Raw genomic sequence first — 16,345 nt, forward strand, 5'->3', positions numbered from 1 at the left:
AAATGAGTGATTCGTTTTTCAGACGGCCTGAATAAAAAACCATAACAGGCCGCCTGTAAGATAAGTTTATTTCCTGCGGCGTTGGAAACCGGGCAGTTGCCAATGGAAATGGTATGCAGTCAGACGGAACAACAATCCGCCGGCAAAGAGCAGGTTTAACGTAAAAATATTAATCCAGCCCAAATGCCCGAACAGATAAATCAGCCCGCCAATCAAAATAGCCACGCTGCCGTAAAGGTCGGTACGCAAAATCATCGGTACATCATTGACCAAAATATCGCGCGCAATACCGCCACCAACGGCAGTCACAAAAGCCAAAGAAATAACGCCGAACAGATTAAGCTGCAAAGCCATACCGATTTGTGCACCGGTAATGCTGAACGCTGCCAAACCAATGGCATCGGCAATAATAAAAGCAGCGGCCAAATAGGTGCTGCGATAACGTTGCACCCTTATCAACCATGCGATAGCAAGCGTAGCAAACACAACAATCAGCGCATCGGTTTGCAAAAACACTTGCGGAATCCGGCCAACCAAGCCATCGCGTATCATGCCGCCGCCGACAGCCGTCAGTAACGCAGTAATGACGACACCGAGCACATCCAACCGCTTGTTGTAGCCGACCAAATAGCCTGAAATGGCAAACGCAGCTGTCCCAATGATTTGAATGAAGTCGGTGGCTGTCATGTTTTTAAATATCTACAATATGCAGCACCTCAATACATTCAGGCGCTTTTATATGGTTTATTTTCAGACGGCCTTGAATCATCAAGGCCCTAAAACATTATTCCGGCGCTTTGGTGTGCCAATCGCTGCTCAGCTGAACCTGATGTGCGGCACCCAAAATTTTGGCTTCGGAGAAATAGTTGCCGATAAATTGCACACCAATCGGCAGGCCGTTTGCGCTGAAACCGGCTGGCAGAGTCAATGCGGGCAAACCGGCAAGGTTCACGGCGATGGTGTAAATATCGGACAAGTACATTTGTACAGGGTCGTGAATGTCGCTGCCGAGTTTTGGCGCGGCAGTCGGTGCAGTCGGCGCCAAAATGAAATCACATTGACCAAAGGCCGTCTGAAAATCATTGGCAACCAGACGACGCAGTTTTTGCGCTTTCAGATAATAAGCATCGTAGTAACCATGACTCAATACATAAGTACCGATCATGATACGGCGCTTAACCTCGCTGCCGAAACCTTCGGCACGGGTGTTACTATACATTTCTTCCAAATCGCCGAATTGCGCCGCACGGTGGCCATAACGTACGCCGTCAAAACGGGATAAGTTGGTACTTGCTTCCGCAGAGGCGAGAACGTAATAAGCAGGAATCGACAATGATGTTTGCGGCAGGGAAACTTCAACAGTCTCTGCGCCTTGAGCTTTGAGCAAATCGATAACACTTTGCAAGGCCGTCTGAACATCGGCATCCGCGCCTTCGCCGAAATATTCTTTAGGCAAACCGATTTTCAAACCTTTGAGCGGCTTGTCCAAATCACGGGTGTAGTCTTCTTTGTCGCGCTCCAAGCTGGTGGAATCGCGCTCGTCAAAGCTGGCCATGGCGTTCAACAAAATCGCGCAGTCTTCGGCCGTTTGCGCCATAGGACCGGCTTGGTCAAAGCTGGAAGCATAAGCAACCATACCAAAGCGTGAAACCGTACCGTAAGTCGGCTTGATGCCGGTAATGCCACAATGCGATGCTGGCTGGCGGATAGAACCGCCGGTATCCGAACCTAACGCAGCCGGTGCCAAACGCGCCGCAATCACAGCAGCCGAACCGCCTGACGAACCGCCGGGAACATGCTCAAGATTCCATGGGTTTTTGGTTGCGCCGTAGAATGAAGTCTCATTGGTCGAACCCATGGCAAATTCGTCCATATTGGTACGGCCGAGAGTCACCATGCCGGCATCCAACAGGTTTTGCACCACAGTGGCAGTATAAGGAGAAACAAAGTTATCCAACATTTTGGAGCTGCATGCACTGCGCCAACCTGTTTGGCAGAAAATATCTTTATAAGCAACCGGCACACCGGTCAAAGCCGTTGCATTGCCGGCTGCGATACGCGCATCGGCTGCTTTGGCCTCAGCAAGGGTCTTATCTTGATCGATGGTCACATAGCCGTTGATGGCAGGGTTTTTCGCAGCAATAGCGGCCAAATATTCGGTCGCCAATTCGACTGCGGAAATTTGTTTGGATTGCAGCAGGCTGCTGGCTTGTTTGAGCGTGTAAGCGGTCATTGTGCCGTACTTTCTATAAAACAGTTTTTGCTTTCAAAACAGATATTGAAAACATCCGTTTAAATCAATAAATCGGGCCGTCTGAACAAAGTATCCTTTCAGACGGCCTTGCAATAGGGGCTTGCCGATAAGCAAAGGCCATCTGAAACCTTATTCTTCAATCACTTGAGGAACGATATACAGTCGGTTGCGCACTTCGGGGGCAACAGCCTGATATTCTGCGGCATGATCGGTTTCAGTCACTTTATCTTCGCGCAGGCGCAAAGCGGCTTCGTGCGGATGCGCCATGGGTTCAATGCCGTCGGTATTGACGCTTTGCATGTTTTCAACCATGGCGAAAATGTCGTTCAACTCGGCAAGCGTTTTGTTTTTTTCTTCGTCCGTTAAAGTGAGGCGCGAGAGTTTTGCGATTTTTTCCACATCATTTAAGCTTAAAGCCATAAAAAATCCTTGTCTGATAGCAATGCCTCTTAGGTTTGGGGTATCATTGCATTTCGTCTTCTATGAAGCGAAGAATTATAACCGAAAACCAAACAGGTTGGCATGGTGTTTTAATTCAGACGGCCTTTTAAGGGGGCATTTATCCGTCTTAAACCGTGTACCTGTTTTTCTTATTTTAAATAATGCTAAACACATCCGGGCTGGGCCGGAATTTCAGGAATCCTATGTTTCGTCTTTTATCTCGTTTCCTCTCCAATGATATTGCCATCGACTTGGGCACGGCCAACACGCTGATTTTTGTACGCGGCAAAGGGATTGTTTTGGATGAACCGTCTATGGTTGCGATTCAATCCGGCGCAGGCAATAAAAGTAAAATTATGGCTGTGGGCACGGAAGCCAAAAAAATGCAGGGCCGTGCGCCGCGCAATATTGAAATCGTCCGCCCGATGAGGGACGGCGTGATTGCTGATTTTGTGATTACCGAGCGTATGCTGGGTATGTTGATTAAAAAAGCCACCGAAGGACGGTCTTTGGTTCCGCCTCGTGTGGTTATCTGTGTTCCGGGCGGCTCTACCCAAGTGGAACGTAAAGCGATTTTGGATTCAGCGTTTGCCGCCGGCGCGGCAAGCGTACATTTGATTGAAGAACCGATGGCTGCCGCTTTAGGCGCAGGCTTGCCGATTGAAGATGCGGCAGGTTCGATGATTGTCGATATTGGCGGCGGTACGACTGAAATCGGTATTCTTTCACTGGGCGGCATGGCCTATTCTGCTTCTGTCCGCGCAGCCGGCGATGAATTCGATAAAAGCATCATCCATTACCTGCGCCGTCATCGCGGTGTCTTGATTGGTGAAGCTACGGCAGAAGAATTGAAGAAACAAATCGGCTCTGCATCGGGCTTTGAAACCGAAACAGCCATGCGCATTAAAGGCCGTGATCTGGCTGAAGGCACGCCTAAATCCTTGGCGGTTACATCAAATGAAATCCGTGAAGCATTGAGTGAAACGGTAAATCAAATCATCCGTGCCGTCCGTCTGGCTTTGGAACAGGCTCCACCCGAACTGGCCGGCGACATTGCCGACCGAGGCATTATGCTGACCGGCGGCGGCGCGCTTCTGCACGGTATTGATACCGTCTTAGCCGATGCAACCGGCCTGCCCGTCGGTATTGCCGACCAGCCTCTGAACTGCGTTGCCTATGGCGCCGGTAAGGCTTTGGACTATATCGGCAAATGGGATACCGTATTCACGGAAAACCCATAAGGTAGATGGTTATGGAACGCTCTTCTTTGCGCTTTGACGAGGCAAAAGGCCCTAAGCTGTTGCCTCGTTTTGTCGTTTATATCACGCTGGCTGCCGGCCTGATGGTGGCCGATTACCGCTTTTCATTGATGCAGCCTGTACGTGCGGCAGTAATGCCCATGCTCTATCCTGTTCAATGGCTGGCGAATCAACCTGTTCAACTTTATCAATATTTTGCCGACCTCTCCCAGTCCAAATCTGAGCTCTTGGAACAGAACCGCCGGCTTTTGGAAGAAAATGGCCGTCTGAAAATCGATTTGCAGCGGGATAAAGTCAATACCGATGAATTGCGCGAATTGAAAAAACTGTACGGTTTGCAACAAAAAGGCATTCACAACGTTATCGGTGCGGAAGTCATTTCCAATGGTAAAGATCCGCTTTCCGAAAGACTGATTATCGGCAAGGGCAGCCAAGATGGCTTGAAAGTTGGCGATGCGGTCATCGATCAAAGCGGTTTGATTGGCCTGTTGACACAAGTCCACACACAAAGCGCGGAAATTGAACTGATCTCAAGCGGACAAAGCATTGTCCCCATAGCCGTCAGCCGTACCGGCGAACGCAACTTGGCATACGGCAATGGCAACGGTTTGGATTTGCGCTATTTCCCAACCGGCTCAGACTTGAAACCCGGCGATATTCTGCTGACTTCTGGTTTGGATGGTACTTATCCGGCGGGGATTCCCGTTGCAACCGTCAGCAAGGTTGTTCGCGCATCGGGAACGCCTTATTACGATACGCAACTGACGCCTTTGGCCGCTTTACGCAGCAGCCGTTTTGTCTTGGTACTTTCTTCCGGCCCTTCTTCCCCACGCTGATTTCATGAACGATTTTGACGATTCTTACCGTGCAGTACCGCTGCACATCATGGCGGCCAGTCTCATTGTGATGATGATACTGGACTTTATGCCGTTTTCCTTTGACGGATTCTTCTGGCTGCCTGAAATGACGGCACTGATGTTACTGTATTGGGCATTGCACCAACCGCAACGCGCAGGCATGGGACTGGCTTTTGCCATCGGTCTGATTGTCGATGCAGCAACCGCCGCGACTTTGGGATTACATGCCCTGTCTTACGTCGTGATGACTTATTTCATCTTAAACCGCCGCCGCCAAATCATGCTTTACGGCCATATTATGCAATTGGCCGCTGTCTTGGCTGCGCTGCTTCTCAATCAGGCCGTCTTAACTGTTGCCCGTCTGTTCCTCAATCATCAGGTCATTACTTTGCAAGGCTTTGTTGCCCCATTTGTCGGCGCATTGCTTTGGCCGATACTCAGCCAGCTGATGCTGATTGTGACCCGTATTTACCGCTCCCACTGAAAAGATGAAACCGATTCTTCCACGCCGTCTTTCCGGTGGTCAACATACCAAAAAACCTTCTGCTCAGGCTGCACAAGCCGACGCTTTATTGCGCCTGCTCGTTGCTTTTGTCCTGATTGTCATCTTCTTTTCCATCTTGCTGGCGCGGTTCTTTTACTTGCAAGTGACTCAACACAATGAGTTTTCCGGTCAGGCATCGAGTAACCGCATCACCCTGATTCCAACTCCGCCCGTACGTGGCGAAATCGTCGATATCAACGGCGTTCCTTTGGCCAAAAACTATCCAGTCTTTTCGCTCGAAGTTATTCCCAGCCGCATCGAAGGTAAGATGGAAGATGTCATTGAAGCATTGAAAAAATACGTCGATATCACGCCGACAGATTTAAAACGCTTCAAAAAATACCGCGAAAGCTATCGAAAATTTGAAAATATCCCACTCAAGCTCAGGCTGACCGATGAAGAGGCAGCCCGTTTGTCCGTGCATCTGCGCGAATTCAAAGGCGTAGAGGTCAACTCACGCACATTTCGCGAATATCCTTACGGCAAGCTGACCTCCCATTTCTTAGGCTACATCGGCCGTATTAGCGATAAAGACAAAGAAATTCTGGAAGAAGAAGGCCTGACTGCCCTCTATCGCGGCAGTACGCATATCGGCAAATCAGGCTTGGAAAAATATTACGAACACCAGCTTCATGGCATCCCAGGCTATCAGGAAGTCGAAAAAGACGCTTACGGCAATATCGTCCGCATATTGAAAAATGTCCCGTCCAAAATGGGGCAAACCTTGCGCCTAGGCATGGATATCCGCATGCAGCAGGAAGCCGACCGCATCTTGGGCGACCGCCGTGGCGCATTGGTGGCCATCAATCCGCAAGACGGTACTGTTTTGGCATTTGTTTCCAAACCTTCCTTCGATCCCAACCTCTTTATTGATGGCATCGACAGCGACACTTGGAAAATGCTGAATGACGATTGGAAAAAGCCTTTGATCAACCGCGTTACCCAAGGCCTTTATCCGCCGGGTTCTACATTCAAACCCTTTATGGGCATGGCTTTGTTGGAAAGCGGCAAAATCACTCAAAACACCATCGTCCCCGCTCCCGGCGCATGGAGCATACCCGGCAGCCGCCATATCTTCCGCGACTCCGTCCGCAGCGGTCACGGCTCGGCCAACTTGAGCAAAGCCATTCAAGTATCCTCAGATACCTTCTTCTACCGTTTGGGTTACGAAATGGGTATCGATAAAGCCTCTCCGTATCTGGCGCAATTCGGTTTCGGCCAAAAAACCGGCATTGACCTGCCCAGCGAATACGCAGGCGTTTTGCCCAGCCGCGAATGGAAAGCCAAACGCTTTGCCAAATCTTCCGACCCTACCGCCAAAGAATGGCGCGCCGGCGAAATGGTTTCTGTCAGCATCGGCCAAGGCTACAACGCCTACACGCCTTTGCAAATGGCACATGCGACAGCTTCTCTTGCCAATGACGGTGTCGTCCATCAGCCGCATTTGGTCAAAGAAGTATTGGATTTCGGCGCACGCAAAATTACCCGTATCAACCCCAATCCCGAGCGTCAAATTCCGTTCAAAGCAGACAACTTCGAATACGTCAAACGCGCAATGGAAAAGGTATTGAAACCGGGCGGTACGGCGCACCGTATCAGTGGCGGACTCGCCTATACGATGGGCGGTAAAACCGGTACGGCCCAGGTCGTACAAATCAAACAGGGCGGCCGCTACAACGCCGTAGCCCTGCGCGAACAACACCGCGACCACGCATGGTTTATCTCGTTTGCGCCATTGGAAAAACCTGAAATCGCCATTGCCGTTATTTTGGAAAACGGCGGTTGGGGTGCGTATGCCGCGCCATTGGCTCGTGAAATGACTGATTTTTATATGCTTCACGTCAAGCCGCAACAGTTTTCAGACGGCCTTGAGTCAGATTTAGCCAAAACTGAAACAACGGACAAACATCAGCCTATTCCCAGCATTTTCCAATCTGCCTACGGACTGACGCCGACAAGCCCTGCCTCACAGCCGGAGGTTCATCATGAATAACACATCAGCGTGGAAAAATTTCAAATCCACCATTGCAGCCCCGATTGACCCTTGGCTGTTTTTTGCCATGCTCGCCATCTACATCATGAGCCTGTTCCTGCTCTATTCTGCAGACGGGCAAGAGTTCGGACAATTGGAAAACAAAACCATCCATACTGTTTTGGGATTTGCCCTTTTATGGATTATCGCCGTATTCAAGCCGCAAACGGCTGCCAAAGTCGCCCTGCCTGTTTACATTGTCGGCGTATTACTGTTGATTGGCGTCGAAGTCGCCGGCGTTACCGTCAACGGCTCGACCCGTTGGCTGAGTATCGGCTTTACCCGTATCCAACCTTCCGAAATCATGAAAATCGGTATTCCCATGACTGTCGCGTGGTATTTCCAACGCTATGAAGGCCGTCTGAAATGGATACATTATATTGTCGCCCTCGTGCTGATTCTTGTTCCTGTCGCCCTGATTTTGAAGCAGCCAGATCTGGGGACGGCCGCGCTGATTATGGCTTCAGGTATTTTTGTCATCTTCTTTGCCGGACTGCCTTGGAAAGCCATTTTTTCCGCTATTATTGCCTTTGTAGCCGCCTTGCCGCTCTTGTGGAATTACGGCATGCACGACTACCAGAAAACCCGCGTCCTCACCCTGCTCGATCCAACCAAAGACCCGTTAGGTGCAGGCTACCACATCATCCAATCCATGATTGCCATCGGCTCGGGCGGTGTATGGGGCAAAGGCTGGCTCAACGGTACGCAAACCCATTTGGACTATATTCCCGAATCAACGACTGACTTTATTTTCGCAGTATTCGGCGAAGAATTCGGCCTGATTGGTAATATCCTTTTACTGCTGGTTTACCTTATCATTCTGGCACGCGGATTGTGGATTGCCGCGCAAGCTCAATCCCTTTACAGCCGTACTCTGGCAGGCGCGTTGACCATGACCTTTTTCTGCTATGCCTTTGTAAACATGGGCATGGTCAGCGGTATTTTGCCCGTTGTCGGCGTCCCCCTTCCCCTGGTCAGCTACGGCGGTACAGCTACACTTTCCATCATGGTGGTACTCGCCCTGTTGATGGGTATTGCCAATGAACACAAAAACCTCCGCCGTCGTAATATAGACAACGACGACCTAACTGCAAGCAAGGAATAATATGGAATTAGGTGTAGAAATCGGCAAACTTCTCGTTGCACTTCTTGTACTGATCAACCCCTTCAGCGCGCTCTCAATTTATCTTGACCTGACACAAAACCACAGCACCAAAGAAAAGCGCAGAATCGCGCGTACTGCCGCATTGGCTGTTTTCATCGTGATTGTCGTCTTTGCACTGGGCGGCGGTATCTTGTTGAAAGTACTCGGCATCAGCGTCGGCTCCTTCCAAGTCGGCGGCGGTATTCTGGTTTTGCTGATTGCCATCTCCTTAATGAACGGCAACGATAATCCTGCCAAACCCAAAATTGATTCCCATTCAGAAGAACATCAAAGTGCGCAACAAGTCCGCCGCAATGAAAAAGCCATTGCCGTCGTACCCATTGCCATTCCGATTACCATCGGCCCCGGCGGTATCTCTACCGTCATTATTTACTCCTCTGCCGCCAAAAATTACAGCGATATTGCCCTAATTATCATCTCCGGCTTTCTGGTCAGCCTGATTTGCTATCTCATCCTGATCGTTGCCGGACGCATCAGTAAACGCTTGGGCACGACCGGCCTGACCATCCTCAACCGTATCATGGGCATGATGCTTGCTGCCATTTCCGTAGAGATTATTGTTGCCGGCTTAAAATCTATTTTTCCCCAACTGGTCGCTTGAAGTACAATTATCACAATAAAAGGCCGTCTGAAACATTTTCAGACGGCCTCATAAAAACATAAAAACAAAGGAGCCAACCATGTTTCACAGCACCCATGTCTTTACCGGTGAAACCATTTGCCGCCGACCGGCACAAAACTACACTGAATTTACCGACGAATTAAACCGCCTCCAAACCCTTCAGCAAACCTTCGCTCAATCAAGCATTACCGAGCGCACCGCCCTCTTACAGCAATTTGCCGACAGCCTTACCCAAAACCAAGAACGCCTTGCTGAAATGGTTTGCGAAGAAGTCGGACGCTGCCTGCACGAATGCCGTGCCGAAATCAATAAATCCATCGAGCTTATCCGCTACTACGTCCGTCTTGCCCCCGAACTGCTAGCCCATAAAACCATCGCTACCCAAGCCAGCCTCAGCCAAGTCCGCTTCGAACCTTTGGGTGTTGTTTTGGCGGTTATGCCGTGGAACTACCCTGTTTGGCAGATTTTACGATTTGCCATCCCTGCCCTGTGCGCCGGCAATGCCTGCGCAGTCAAACCTGCGCCCAGTGTCGCCCGCGTCAGCGAAACCCTATTCAGCCTTATCCCCGAAGGTTTGCCACTTATCGGCGCATGGTTAAGTCATGAAGACACGCTTAAAGCCATTGAAGATACTGATGCCATGGCATTTACCGGTTCAACCCATACCGGCCGCCTGCTGGCCGCCCATGCAGGCAAACATCTGAAAAAAACCGTCCTTGAACTGGGTGGCAGCAATCCGTTTATCATTCTGCCCGATGCCGATCTGCAACGCGCAGCCATCGATGCCTGCTATTCGCGCTTTCGCGATGCCGGACAATCCTGCAATGCCGCCAAGCGCATTGTTGTTACCCAAGATATTGCCGAACAATTTATTCCGCTCTTCCTTGCCGAGTGTGCCAAACTGCAAACCGGCAATCCCAAAGACTTGAACACCACCCTTGCCCCGCTTCACCGCCAAGACCTGCGTCAAACCGTTCACGAGCAGGTTCAAGATGCGGTTGCACACGGTGCGCAATGCTTGAGCGGCGGCTATATCCCTGAGGGAGAAATCTGGTTTTACCCTGCCACGGTATTGGATCAAGTCAATCCAAACTGCCGCGTTTGGCACGAAGAAGTCTTCGGCCCGGTTGCCATGATCTTACGCGCCGACAATCCGGATCACGCCGTTGCGCTTGCCAATGACACACCTTTCGGCCTCGGCGCCTGTATCTACACAGCCGACACGGCAAACGCATGGCAATATGCCGAAAAAATCCAAGCAGGCTCTGTCTTTATCAACCGCCACACCAGCAGCGACCTGCGCCTCCCCTTTGGCGGCGTCAAAGCTTCAGGTTATGGACGTGAGCTATCAGAATTCGGGCTGTACGAGTTCGTCAACGTCAAAACCTATTGGCAAAAATAAACCGTTTCATTAACTCAGGCCGTCTGAAAACCCAATTTCAGACGGCCTGATGTTGTTTAAAAAACTGGCAAAAATATTGTATTTAATCCCGTATAAACCCTGCAAAATCAAAGCCGCTCAAAAATAGAAACCTATCTTAAAAAGCAATCCATATTCCCCAGTCCATTTTGAAGCAGCAGATTATCATGTTCTTCATTCCGATTGCTGCATTAAGCCATTTCTAAAATACCCAATAAACAAAAATGCCGTCTGAAATACAACTTTCAGACGGCATTTTCAATCAAATACTACTTACCGGATTACAATTTCAAACCGGCCAGTTTAGCAGCATACGCATCCAAATCAGCGATTGGACGGGTAGCCACGCCGCTTTCCATTGCTGCTTTAGCAGTAGCCGTAGCAACGCGAGGCAACAGGCGGGAATCGAATGGGGTAGGAATCAGGTATTCCGCACCGAATTCAAATTTCTTACCGTAAGCGGCAACCACTTCTTCAGTTACCTCTTCCATCGCCAAATCAGCCAAAGCGTATACGCAAGCGCGTTTCATTTCTTCATTGATGGTGGTCGCGCCGACATCCAATGCTCCACGGAAGATAAATGGGAAGCACAATACGTTGTTTACTTGGTTCGGGAAGTCTGAGCGGCCGGTACCGATCACCACATCCGGACGGGTTTCTTTTGCCAAAGGAGGCAGAATTTCCGGATTTGGGTTTGCCATAGCGAACACGATTGGTTTTTCGTTCATGGTTTTCAGCATTTCAGGAGTCAGCAGGTTGGCACCGGACAGACCCAAGAAGATGTCTTTATCTTTAACGGCATCAGCCAATACGCGTTGGCCGTTATCTTCAATGGCATAGAACTGTTTGGACTCGTCCATACGGTCTTTGTCTTCGCGGGTTTTGTAAATCACGCCTTTGGAGTCGCAAACGGTCACGTTTTCGCGTTTCAAACCCAAATCCAGCAATTGGTTCAAGCAGGCAATCGCTGCGGCACCTGCACCTGAGCACACCAAAGTCGCTTCTTCAATTTTGCGGCCGGTATAACGCAAAGCGTTCAGTACAGCGGCAGCGGTAATGATGGCGGTACCGTGTTGGTCGTCGTGGAATACAGGGATTTTGCAACGTTTGCGCAATTCGCGTTCGATATAGAAGCACTCAGGCGCTTTGATGTCTTCGAGGTTGATGCCGCCGAAAGTCGGTTCCAAAGAAGCGATGATGTCTACCAATTTTTGCGGGTCTTTTTCATCGATTTCGATATCGAATACGTCAACACCGGCGAATTTTTTGAACAATACGCCTTTGCCTTCCATTACAGGTTTACCGGCCAATGCGCCGATGTTGCCCAAACCCAACACTGCTGTACCGTTGGAAATCACGGCAACCAAATTGCCTTTGGCAGTGTATTTGTAGGCAGTTTGCGGATCGGCATGGATTTCCATACAAGGAGCGGCTACGCCCGGAGAGTACGCCAACGCTAAATCTTTAGAAGTGGCCAGAGATTTGGTTGGGGTAACGGAGATTTTGCCCGGCACGGGGAATTCGTGGAACTGCAGGGCGGCTTCTTTTAATGAATTTTCCATTTATCGATCCTGTTTGCGAGAGAGATTTTACAGCGAACAAGTCTGAAACAGGCTGCTTCAGACGTTTAAAATTTCTAAAGTCGGGTTGTTAACAGACCGGCTTTGTAAGGGACCGTAATTTTATCATGTTCTTTTGGTGGCGCATACCGATATTTATTACATTTGTTTTGATATTTCGTTTTATTTAGTTTTATGTCTAAAAACTTCTGTAATAATATTTCTTCGCCACACTACCCTTCTTTCAGACGGCATTTTATTTAAACTTAAACATTCAATCCAAAATGACTGTCCAGCGCGGTTTCAATCTGATTTTTTACCGCGTCCAGACTTTGGCTGCTGTCGATGACGGCATAGCGTTCCGGCTGTTCGTTAGCACGTTGCAGATACACTTCGCGCACCCGATTGAAAAACTCGGCTTCTTCTTGTTCAAAGCGGTCTTTCTCACGCGTTTGGTTGATGCGCGCCATCGATACTTCCAAAGGCACATCCAACAGCAAAGTTAAATCTGGACGGAAATCGCCCTGCACCCAATGCTCAAGCGTGGCAATATCTTGCAAGGGAACACCGCGTCCACCGCCTTGATAGGCAAACGTTGCATCGGTAAAGCGGTCGGAAACGACATGCGTGCCGTTTTTCAGGGCAGGCAGAATGACTGTTTCCAAGTGTTGCTGCCTGGCTGCAAACATCAGCAGGGTTTCGGTACGCAGGCCGACTTGGGTGGCAGGGTTGAGCAGGATTTCACGCAATGCTTCTCCGGCCGGAGTACCCCCCGGTTCGCGCGTAAACAATACGGGCAGTTGGTGTTTCTCAAACCATGCTTTCATTACTGCGAGGTTGGTGGACTTGCCTGCGCCGTCTATGCCGTCAAGGGTAATAAATCTAGGTTTCATATGGATATCGTCAATTTAAAGGCCGTCTGAAACTGGGATTATAAATGTTTCAGACGGCCTATTCGGTTTATTTCTTCAAAATATATTTGCGCACGGCAGCGTTGTGTTCAGAAAGATTGTGGCTGAACTCGCTCAAGCCCGTACCATCCATTTTTGAGACGAAATACAGATATTTTTCATCAGACGGATGACCCGCTGCTTCAAGCGCGGCCTTGCCGGGAAGCGCAATCGGCGTCGGCGTCAAACCGCTGCGCGTATAGGTATTGTAAGGCGTATCGCGTTGCAGGTCGGCTTTGCGGATTCTGCCTTTATACGCATCGCCCATGCCATAGATAACGGTCGGGTCGGTTTGCAGGCGCATGCCGATATTCAGGCGGTTGACGAATACTGCGGCCACATGGGCGCGGTCGTCTTCGTGTGCGGTTTCTTTTTCAATCAGACTCGCCATAATCAGCATTTCGTACGGATTTTTATAAGGCAGGCCGCTTTGACGGTCGTCCCATGCTTCTTGCAGGTTTTCCCGCATTTTACGGTAGGCGATTTTGTAAATTTGAAGATCGCTGCCACCAGCATCAATTTCGTAACTATCCGGGAAAAACTGTCCTTCAGGATTGCTGCTCAAGGCATCGGGCGCCACTTCAGCCATTAGTTTTTCATTACTCCAACCGCGCGTATCGTGGGCAATGTCGGCAGTATTGTCGATAATACGGCGCATTTGGGCAAAACGCGCGCCTTCCAAAATTTGCACGCTGACCGAATCAGGACGGCCTTTTTTAATGCGTTTTAAAATGTCCCAAGCCGATACTTTGGCAGACAGGCGGTAAGAGCCGGCATTGAGTTGGTTGTGCACGCCCATCACATATGCGGCAGCTACCAGCACATAACGGTTATAAACAATGCCGTCTTGAGCCAGTTTGCGGCTGACGGAAGAGATACCTTGGTTTTTGGTAATGGTAATACGGTATGGTTTGCCGTTGTCTTTCGGAACAAACAACAATGCGGCAACCACGGCGGCAAATGCCGTCAAAAATACGGCCAGCCATTTCAACAATTTTTTCAACATGGTAGGATTCTTGGTTTGTGAACGTGTCGGGCAACAGTATAACCGAAAACAAGCACATTAAGCCTGCCACCTTCCCCAACGTATGTTTTCCTATCCCGAAAGGCCGTCTGAAACCATGAATTCCCCTTCAAAAAACACTTGGCAAAACGGCCGTTGGCTGAATGCACGCCAAACTCATTCGCCCAATTTCAGCCCGCGCGAACCGGATGAAAACGTCTCATTGGTTGTCCTCCACAATATTTCCCTCCCTCCTTTTGAGTACAACACAGGGGCAGTGGAAAAATTGTTTACCAACCAAATCAACCCTAACGAGCATCCTTTTTTCAGCATCATCCACACCTTGCGCGTCTCCAGCCATTTTTTCATCAGCCGTAAGGGCGAAACCGTCCAATTCGTTTCCTGCGACGACATGGCCTATCATGCCGGCGTATCGTCGTTTCAAGGCAGAGAAAAATGCAATGCCTTTTCCATCGGTATCGAATTGGAAGGCTGCGATTTCGAGCCTTTTACCGAAGCACAATACACCAGCCTACAAGCCTTGCTGACCGCCATTTCCGAGCATTACCCGATTCAGGCCGTTACCGGCCATCAAGACATCGCGCCGGACAGGAAAACCGATCCTGGGCATTTCTTCGATTGGCCACGCCTTCAAAAAGCAGGTTTCCCCATCCGGCGCGGATAACTTTCAGACGGCCTGAAATGATTGGCAGACATAATGCTGTCACAACCGTTTATTTTCGTTATAATTCAGCTATTCATTCGGACGCATAAAGTCCGGCTCCAACGAACTTCCCATGCAGCAAGATTCCGCACCCTGAAAAAGACGGAATGCTGCCTTTTTAAAAAGTGATTACTCCATGATTTTCATCGTCTTAGCCCTCGCCGCTCTTTTGGCGGTCATCGGTTACAACATGTACCAGGAAAACCAATACCGCAAACAAGTGCGCGAACAATTCGGCCATTCCGATAAGGATGCGCTTTTGACCAGCAAAACCAAGCACGTCCGCGACAGCAAAGAAACTGGCGGCCAAGGTTTGTTTATCAAGAAAAACAAAAAAACCGAAGAGGCATTACGCAACCTGCAAGAGCAAGATGAAATCTACGCGGCAAAAGCCAAACTGGCTCATCCTGCCCAACTTAAAACCGATGTCGAATTGACTGTGGAAGACGACTTTTCCGCAGAAGAAAAAATCCAACACACTGTTATCGGCTTAAACAACGAAATTACCATTAGCCCTGCCGAAGCCGCTTCTGCTCCGGTTGAAACCGCTTCCGAACCTGTGGTACAAGTACCATTGATCAGCTTGGACGAATTGTCGCAAGTCGAGTTGCCTTGGTTTGACCCGCGCTTCGACTACATGGCCTACATCTCCCTGAAACAAGCCCAAGAATTGCACGCCCTGCCGCGCCTTTCCGGCACACACCGCTTCCAAATCATCGGTTGCACTATGGACGACCATTTCCGCGTTGCCGAGCCGATTCCGGGCGTTTACTACCAAGGCTTCGTCATAGGCTTGCAAGCTGTCAGCCGCAACGGTTTGGCAGCGCGTGAAGAGCTGCAACACTTCGACCAACAGGTTGATGCTTTTGCCCAACTGATGGACGGCAAAGTTTTGCATACCGACTTGGATGCGTTCACCGAAGTCGCACAAGCTCTCGACCAATTCTGTGCGCGTGTTGACCAAACCATCGCCATTCACTTGGTTTCCCATTCCAACATCAGCGGCGTAGAATTGCGTGCCGCCGTGGAAGAAACCGGTTTCAAACTGGGTGAAGACGGCGCGTTCCACTTCTGCGACAACAACAACCCTCAATTGTTCTCCATCCATACTTTGGACAACAAACCGTTTACCAATCCTCTGTTGGACAACCAAGCCTACCGCGGCTTCAGCATGCTGTTGGATATTCCGCATGTTCCTGCCGGCGAAAAAACTTTCGACAAATTTATGGACTTGGCTGTCAAACTTTCCGGCCAACTCAGCTTAGATTTGGTTAACGACCAAATGGAAGAAGTTTCCACCCAATGGCTCAAAGACGTACGCAACTACGTTTTGGCCCGTCAGGAAGAAATGCTTAAAGTCGGTATCAAACCCGGCAGCAAACAAGCCCTGCGCCTGTTCTCTTAAACTTCCCCAATCAAAAAGCGGATATGCAATGACGGCATATCCGCTTTTTTCAGGTAAAATCCCTTCATCTTCAATATTCATCGATTTTCAGACGGCCTCTCTATCATCAG

15 protein-coding genes are annotated in these 16,345 nt (G+C 49.7%); 9 read left to right on the top strand and 6 right to left on the bottom strand.

What is annotated here, in order from left to right:
- Window positions 1-66: 66 nt before the first annotated feature.
- From ACTHUR_RS06070 to gatC, 3 genes are all read right to left on the bottom strand, one after another.
- A complete protein-coding gene (locus ACTHUR_RS06070) occupies window positions 67-687 on the bottom strand; it encodes a trimeric intracellular cation channel family protein (RefSeq protein WP_049336490.1) in 621 nt (206 codons plus the stop codon).
- 97 nt (window positions 688-784) lie between these two features.
- Window positions 785-2,233 (bottom strand): Asp-tRNA(Asn)/Glu-tRNA(Gln) amidotransferase subunit GatA, encoded by a 1,449-nt coding sequence (gene gatA, locus ACTHUR_RS06075; RefSeq protein WP_049336489.1) that lies wholly within the window; start codon window positions 2,231-2,233, stop codon window positions 785-787.
- Between the two features lie 150 nt (window positions 2,234-2,383).
- Entirely contained in the window at window positions 2,384-2,674 is a 291-nt protein-coding gene (gene gatC, locus ACTHUR_RS06080) for an Asp-tRNA(Asn)/Glu-tRNA(Gln) amidotransferase subunit GatC (protein ID WP_003685110.1), read from the bottom strand.
- A 224-nt stretch (window positions 2,675-2,898) separates the two neighbouring features.
- Here gatC and ACTHUR_RS06085 point away from each other — a divergent pair, with 224 nt between their 5' ends.
- From ACTHUR_RS06085 to ACTHUR_RS06115, 7 genes are all read left to right on the top strand, one after another.
- The gene (locus tag ACTHUR_RS06085) at window positions 2,899-3,936 is read left to right on the top strand and encodes a rod shape-determining protein (RefSeq protein WP_039862245.1); all 1,038 of its coding nucleotides are present in this window, start codon (window positions 2,899-2,901) and stop codon (window positions 3,934-3,936) included.
- Between the two features lie 11 nt (window positions 3,937-3,947).
- On the top strand, window positions 3,948-4,790 hold the full coding sequence (mreC, locus tag ACTHUR_RS06090) for a rod shape-determining protein MreC (RefSeq protein ID WP_049336487.1): 843 nt from the start codon (window positions 3,948-3,950) through the stop codon (window positions 4,788-4,790).
- A gap of 4 nt (window positions 4,791-4,794) precedes the next feature.
- On the top strand, window positions 4,795-5,295 hold the full coding sequence (gene mreD / locus ACTHUR_RS06095; protein WP_049336486.1) for a rod shape-determining protein MreD: 501 nt from the start codon (window positions 4,795-4,797) through the stop codon (window positions 5,293-5,295).
- A gap of 4 nt (window positions 5,296-5,299) precedes the next feature.
- Window positions 5,300-7,348 carry a penicillin-binding protein 2 gene (gene mrdA / locus ACTHUR_RS06100; RefSeq protein ID WP_049336484.1) on the top strand — a complete coding sequence of 683 codons (2,049 nt, stop codon included), beginning with the start codon at window positions 5,300-5,302 and terminating at the stop codon, window positions 7,346-7,348.
- On the top strand, window positions 7,341-8,492 hold the full coding sequence (rodA, locus tag ACTHUR_RS06105; protein ID WP_049336483.1) for a rod shape-determining protein RodA: 1,152 nt from the start codon (window positions 7,341-7,343) through the stop codon (window positions 8,490-8,492). The genes mrdA and rodA overlap by 8 nt, the downstream gene beginning before the upstream one ends.
- Window position 8,493: 1 nt before the next feature.
- Window positions 8,494-9,153: a MarC family protein gene (locus ACTHUR_RS06110; RefSeq protein ID WP_004520122.1), complete on the top strand. Its 660-nt coding sequence runs from the start codon at window positions 8,494-8,496 to the stop codon at window positions 9,151-9,153.
- A 79-nt stretch (window positions 9,154-9,232) separates the two neighbouring features.
- Entirely contained in the window at window positions 9,233-10,576 is a 1,344-nt protein-coding gene (locus ACTHUR_RS06115; protein WP_070695497.1) for an aldehyde dehydrogenase family protein, read from the top strand.
- Window positions 10,577-10,875: 299 nt separating this feature from the next.
- Here ACTHUR_RS06115 and ACTHUR_RS06120 read toward each other — a convergent pair whose 3' ends face one another.
- From ACTHUR_RS06120 to mltG, 3 genes are all read right to left on the bottom strand, one after another.
- On the bottom strand, window positions 10,876-12,156 hold the full coding sequence (locus tag ACTHUR_RS06120) for a malic enzyme-like NAD(P)-binding protein (protein WP_083314053.1): 1,281 nt from the start codon (window positions 12,154-12,156) through the stop codon (window positions 10,876-10,878).
- Between the two features lie 263 nt (window positions 12,157-12,419).
- Entirely contained in the window at window positions 12,420-13,046 is a 627-nt protein-coding gene (tmk, locus tag ACTHUR_RS06125; protein WP_004520117.1) for a dTMP kinase, read from the bottom strand.
- A 67-nt stretch (window positions 13,047-13,113) separates the two neighbouring features.
- Window positions 13,114-14,109: an endolytic transglycosylase MltG gene (gene mltG, locus ACTHUR_RS06130; RefSeq protein ID WP_004520116.1), complete on the bottom strand. Its 996-nt coding sequence runs from the start codon at window positions 14,107-14,109 to the stop codon at window positions 13,114-13,116.
- Window positions 14,110-14,224: 115 nt separating this feature from the next.
- Here mltG and ampD point away from each other — a divergent pair, with 115 nt between their 5' ends.
- Window positions 14,225-14,791 (top strand): 1,6-anhydro-N-acetylmuramyl-L-alanine amidase AmpD, encoded by a 567-nt coding sequence (gene ampD / locus ACTHUR_RS06135; RefSeq protein WP_039862241.1) that lies wholly within the window; start codon window positions 14,225-14,227, stop codon window positions 14,789-14,791.
- A 175-nt stretch (window positions 14,792-14,966) separates the two neighbouring features.
- Entirely contained in the window at window positions 14,967-16,235 is a 1,269-nt protein-coding gene (locus ACTHUR_RS06140) for a cell division protein ZipA C-terminal FtsZ-binding domain-containing protein (protein ID WP_070695495.1), read from the top strand.
- Window positions 16,236-16,345 lie beyond the last annotated feature (110 nt).

The organism is Neisseria sp. P0021.S007, assembly GCF_051956855.1.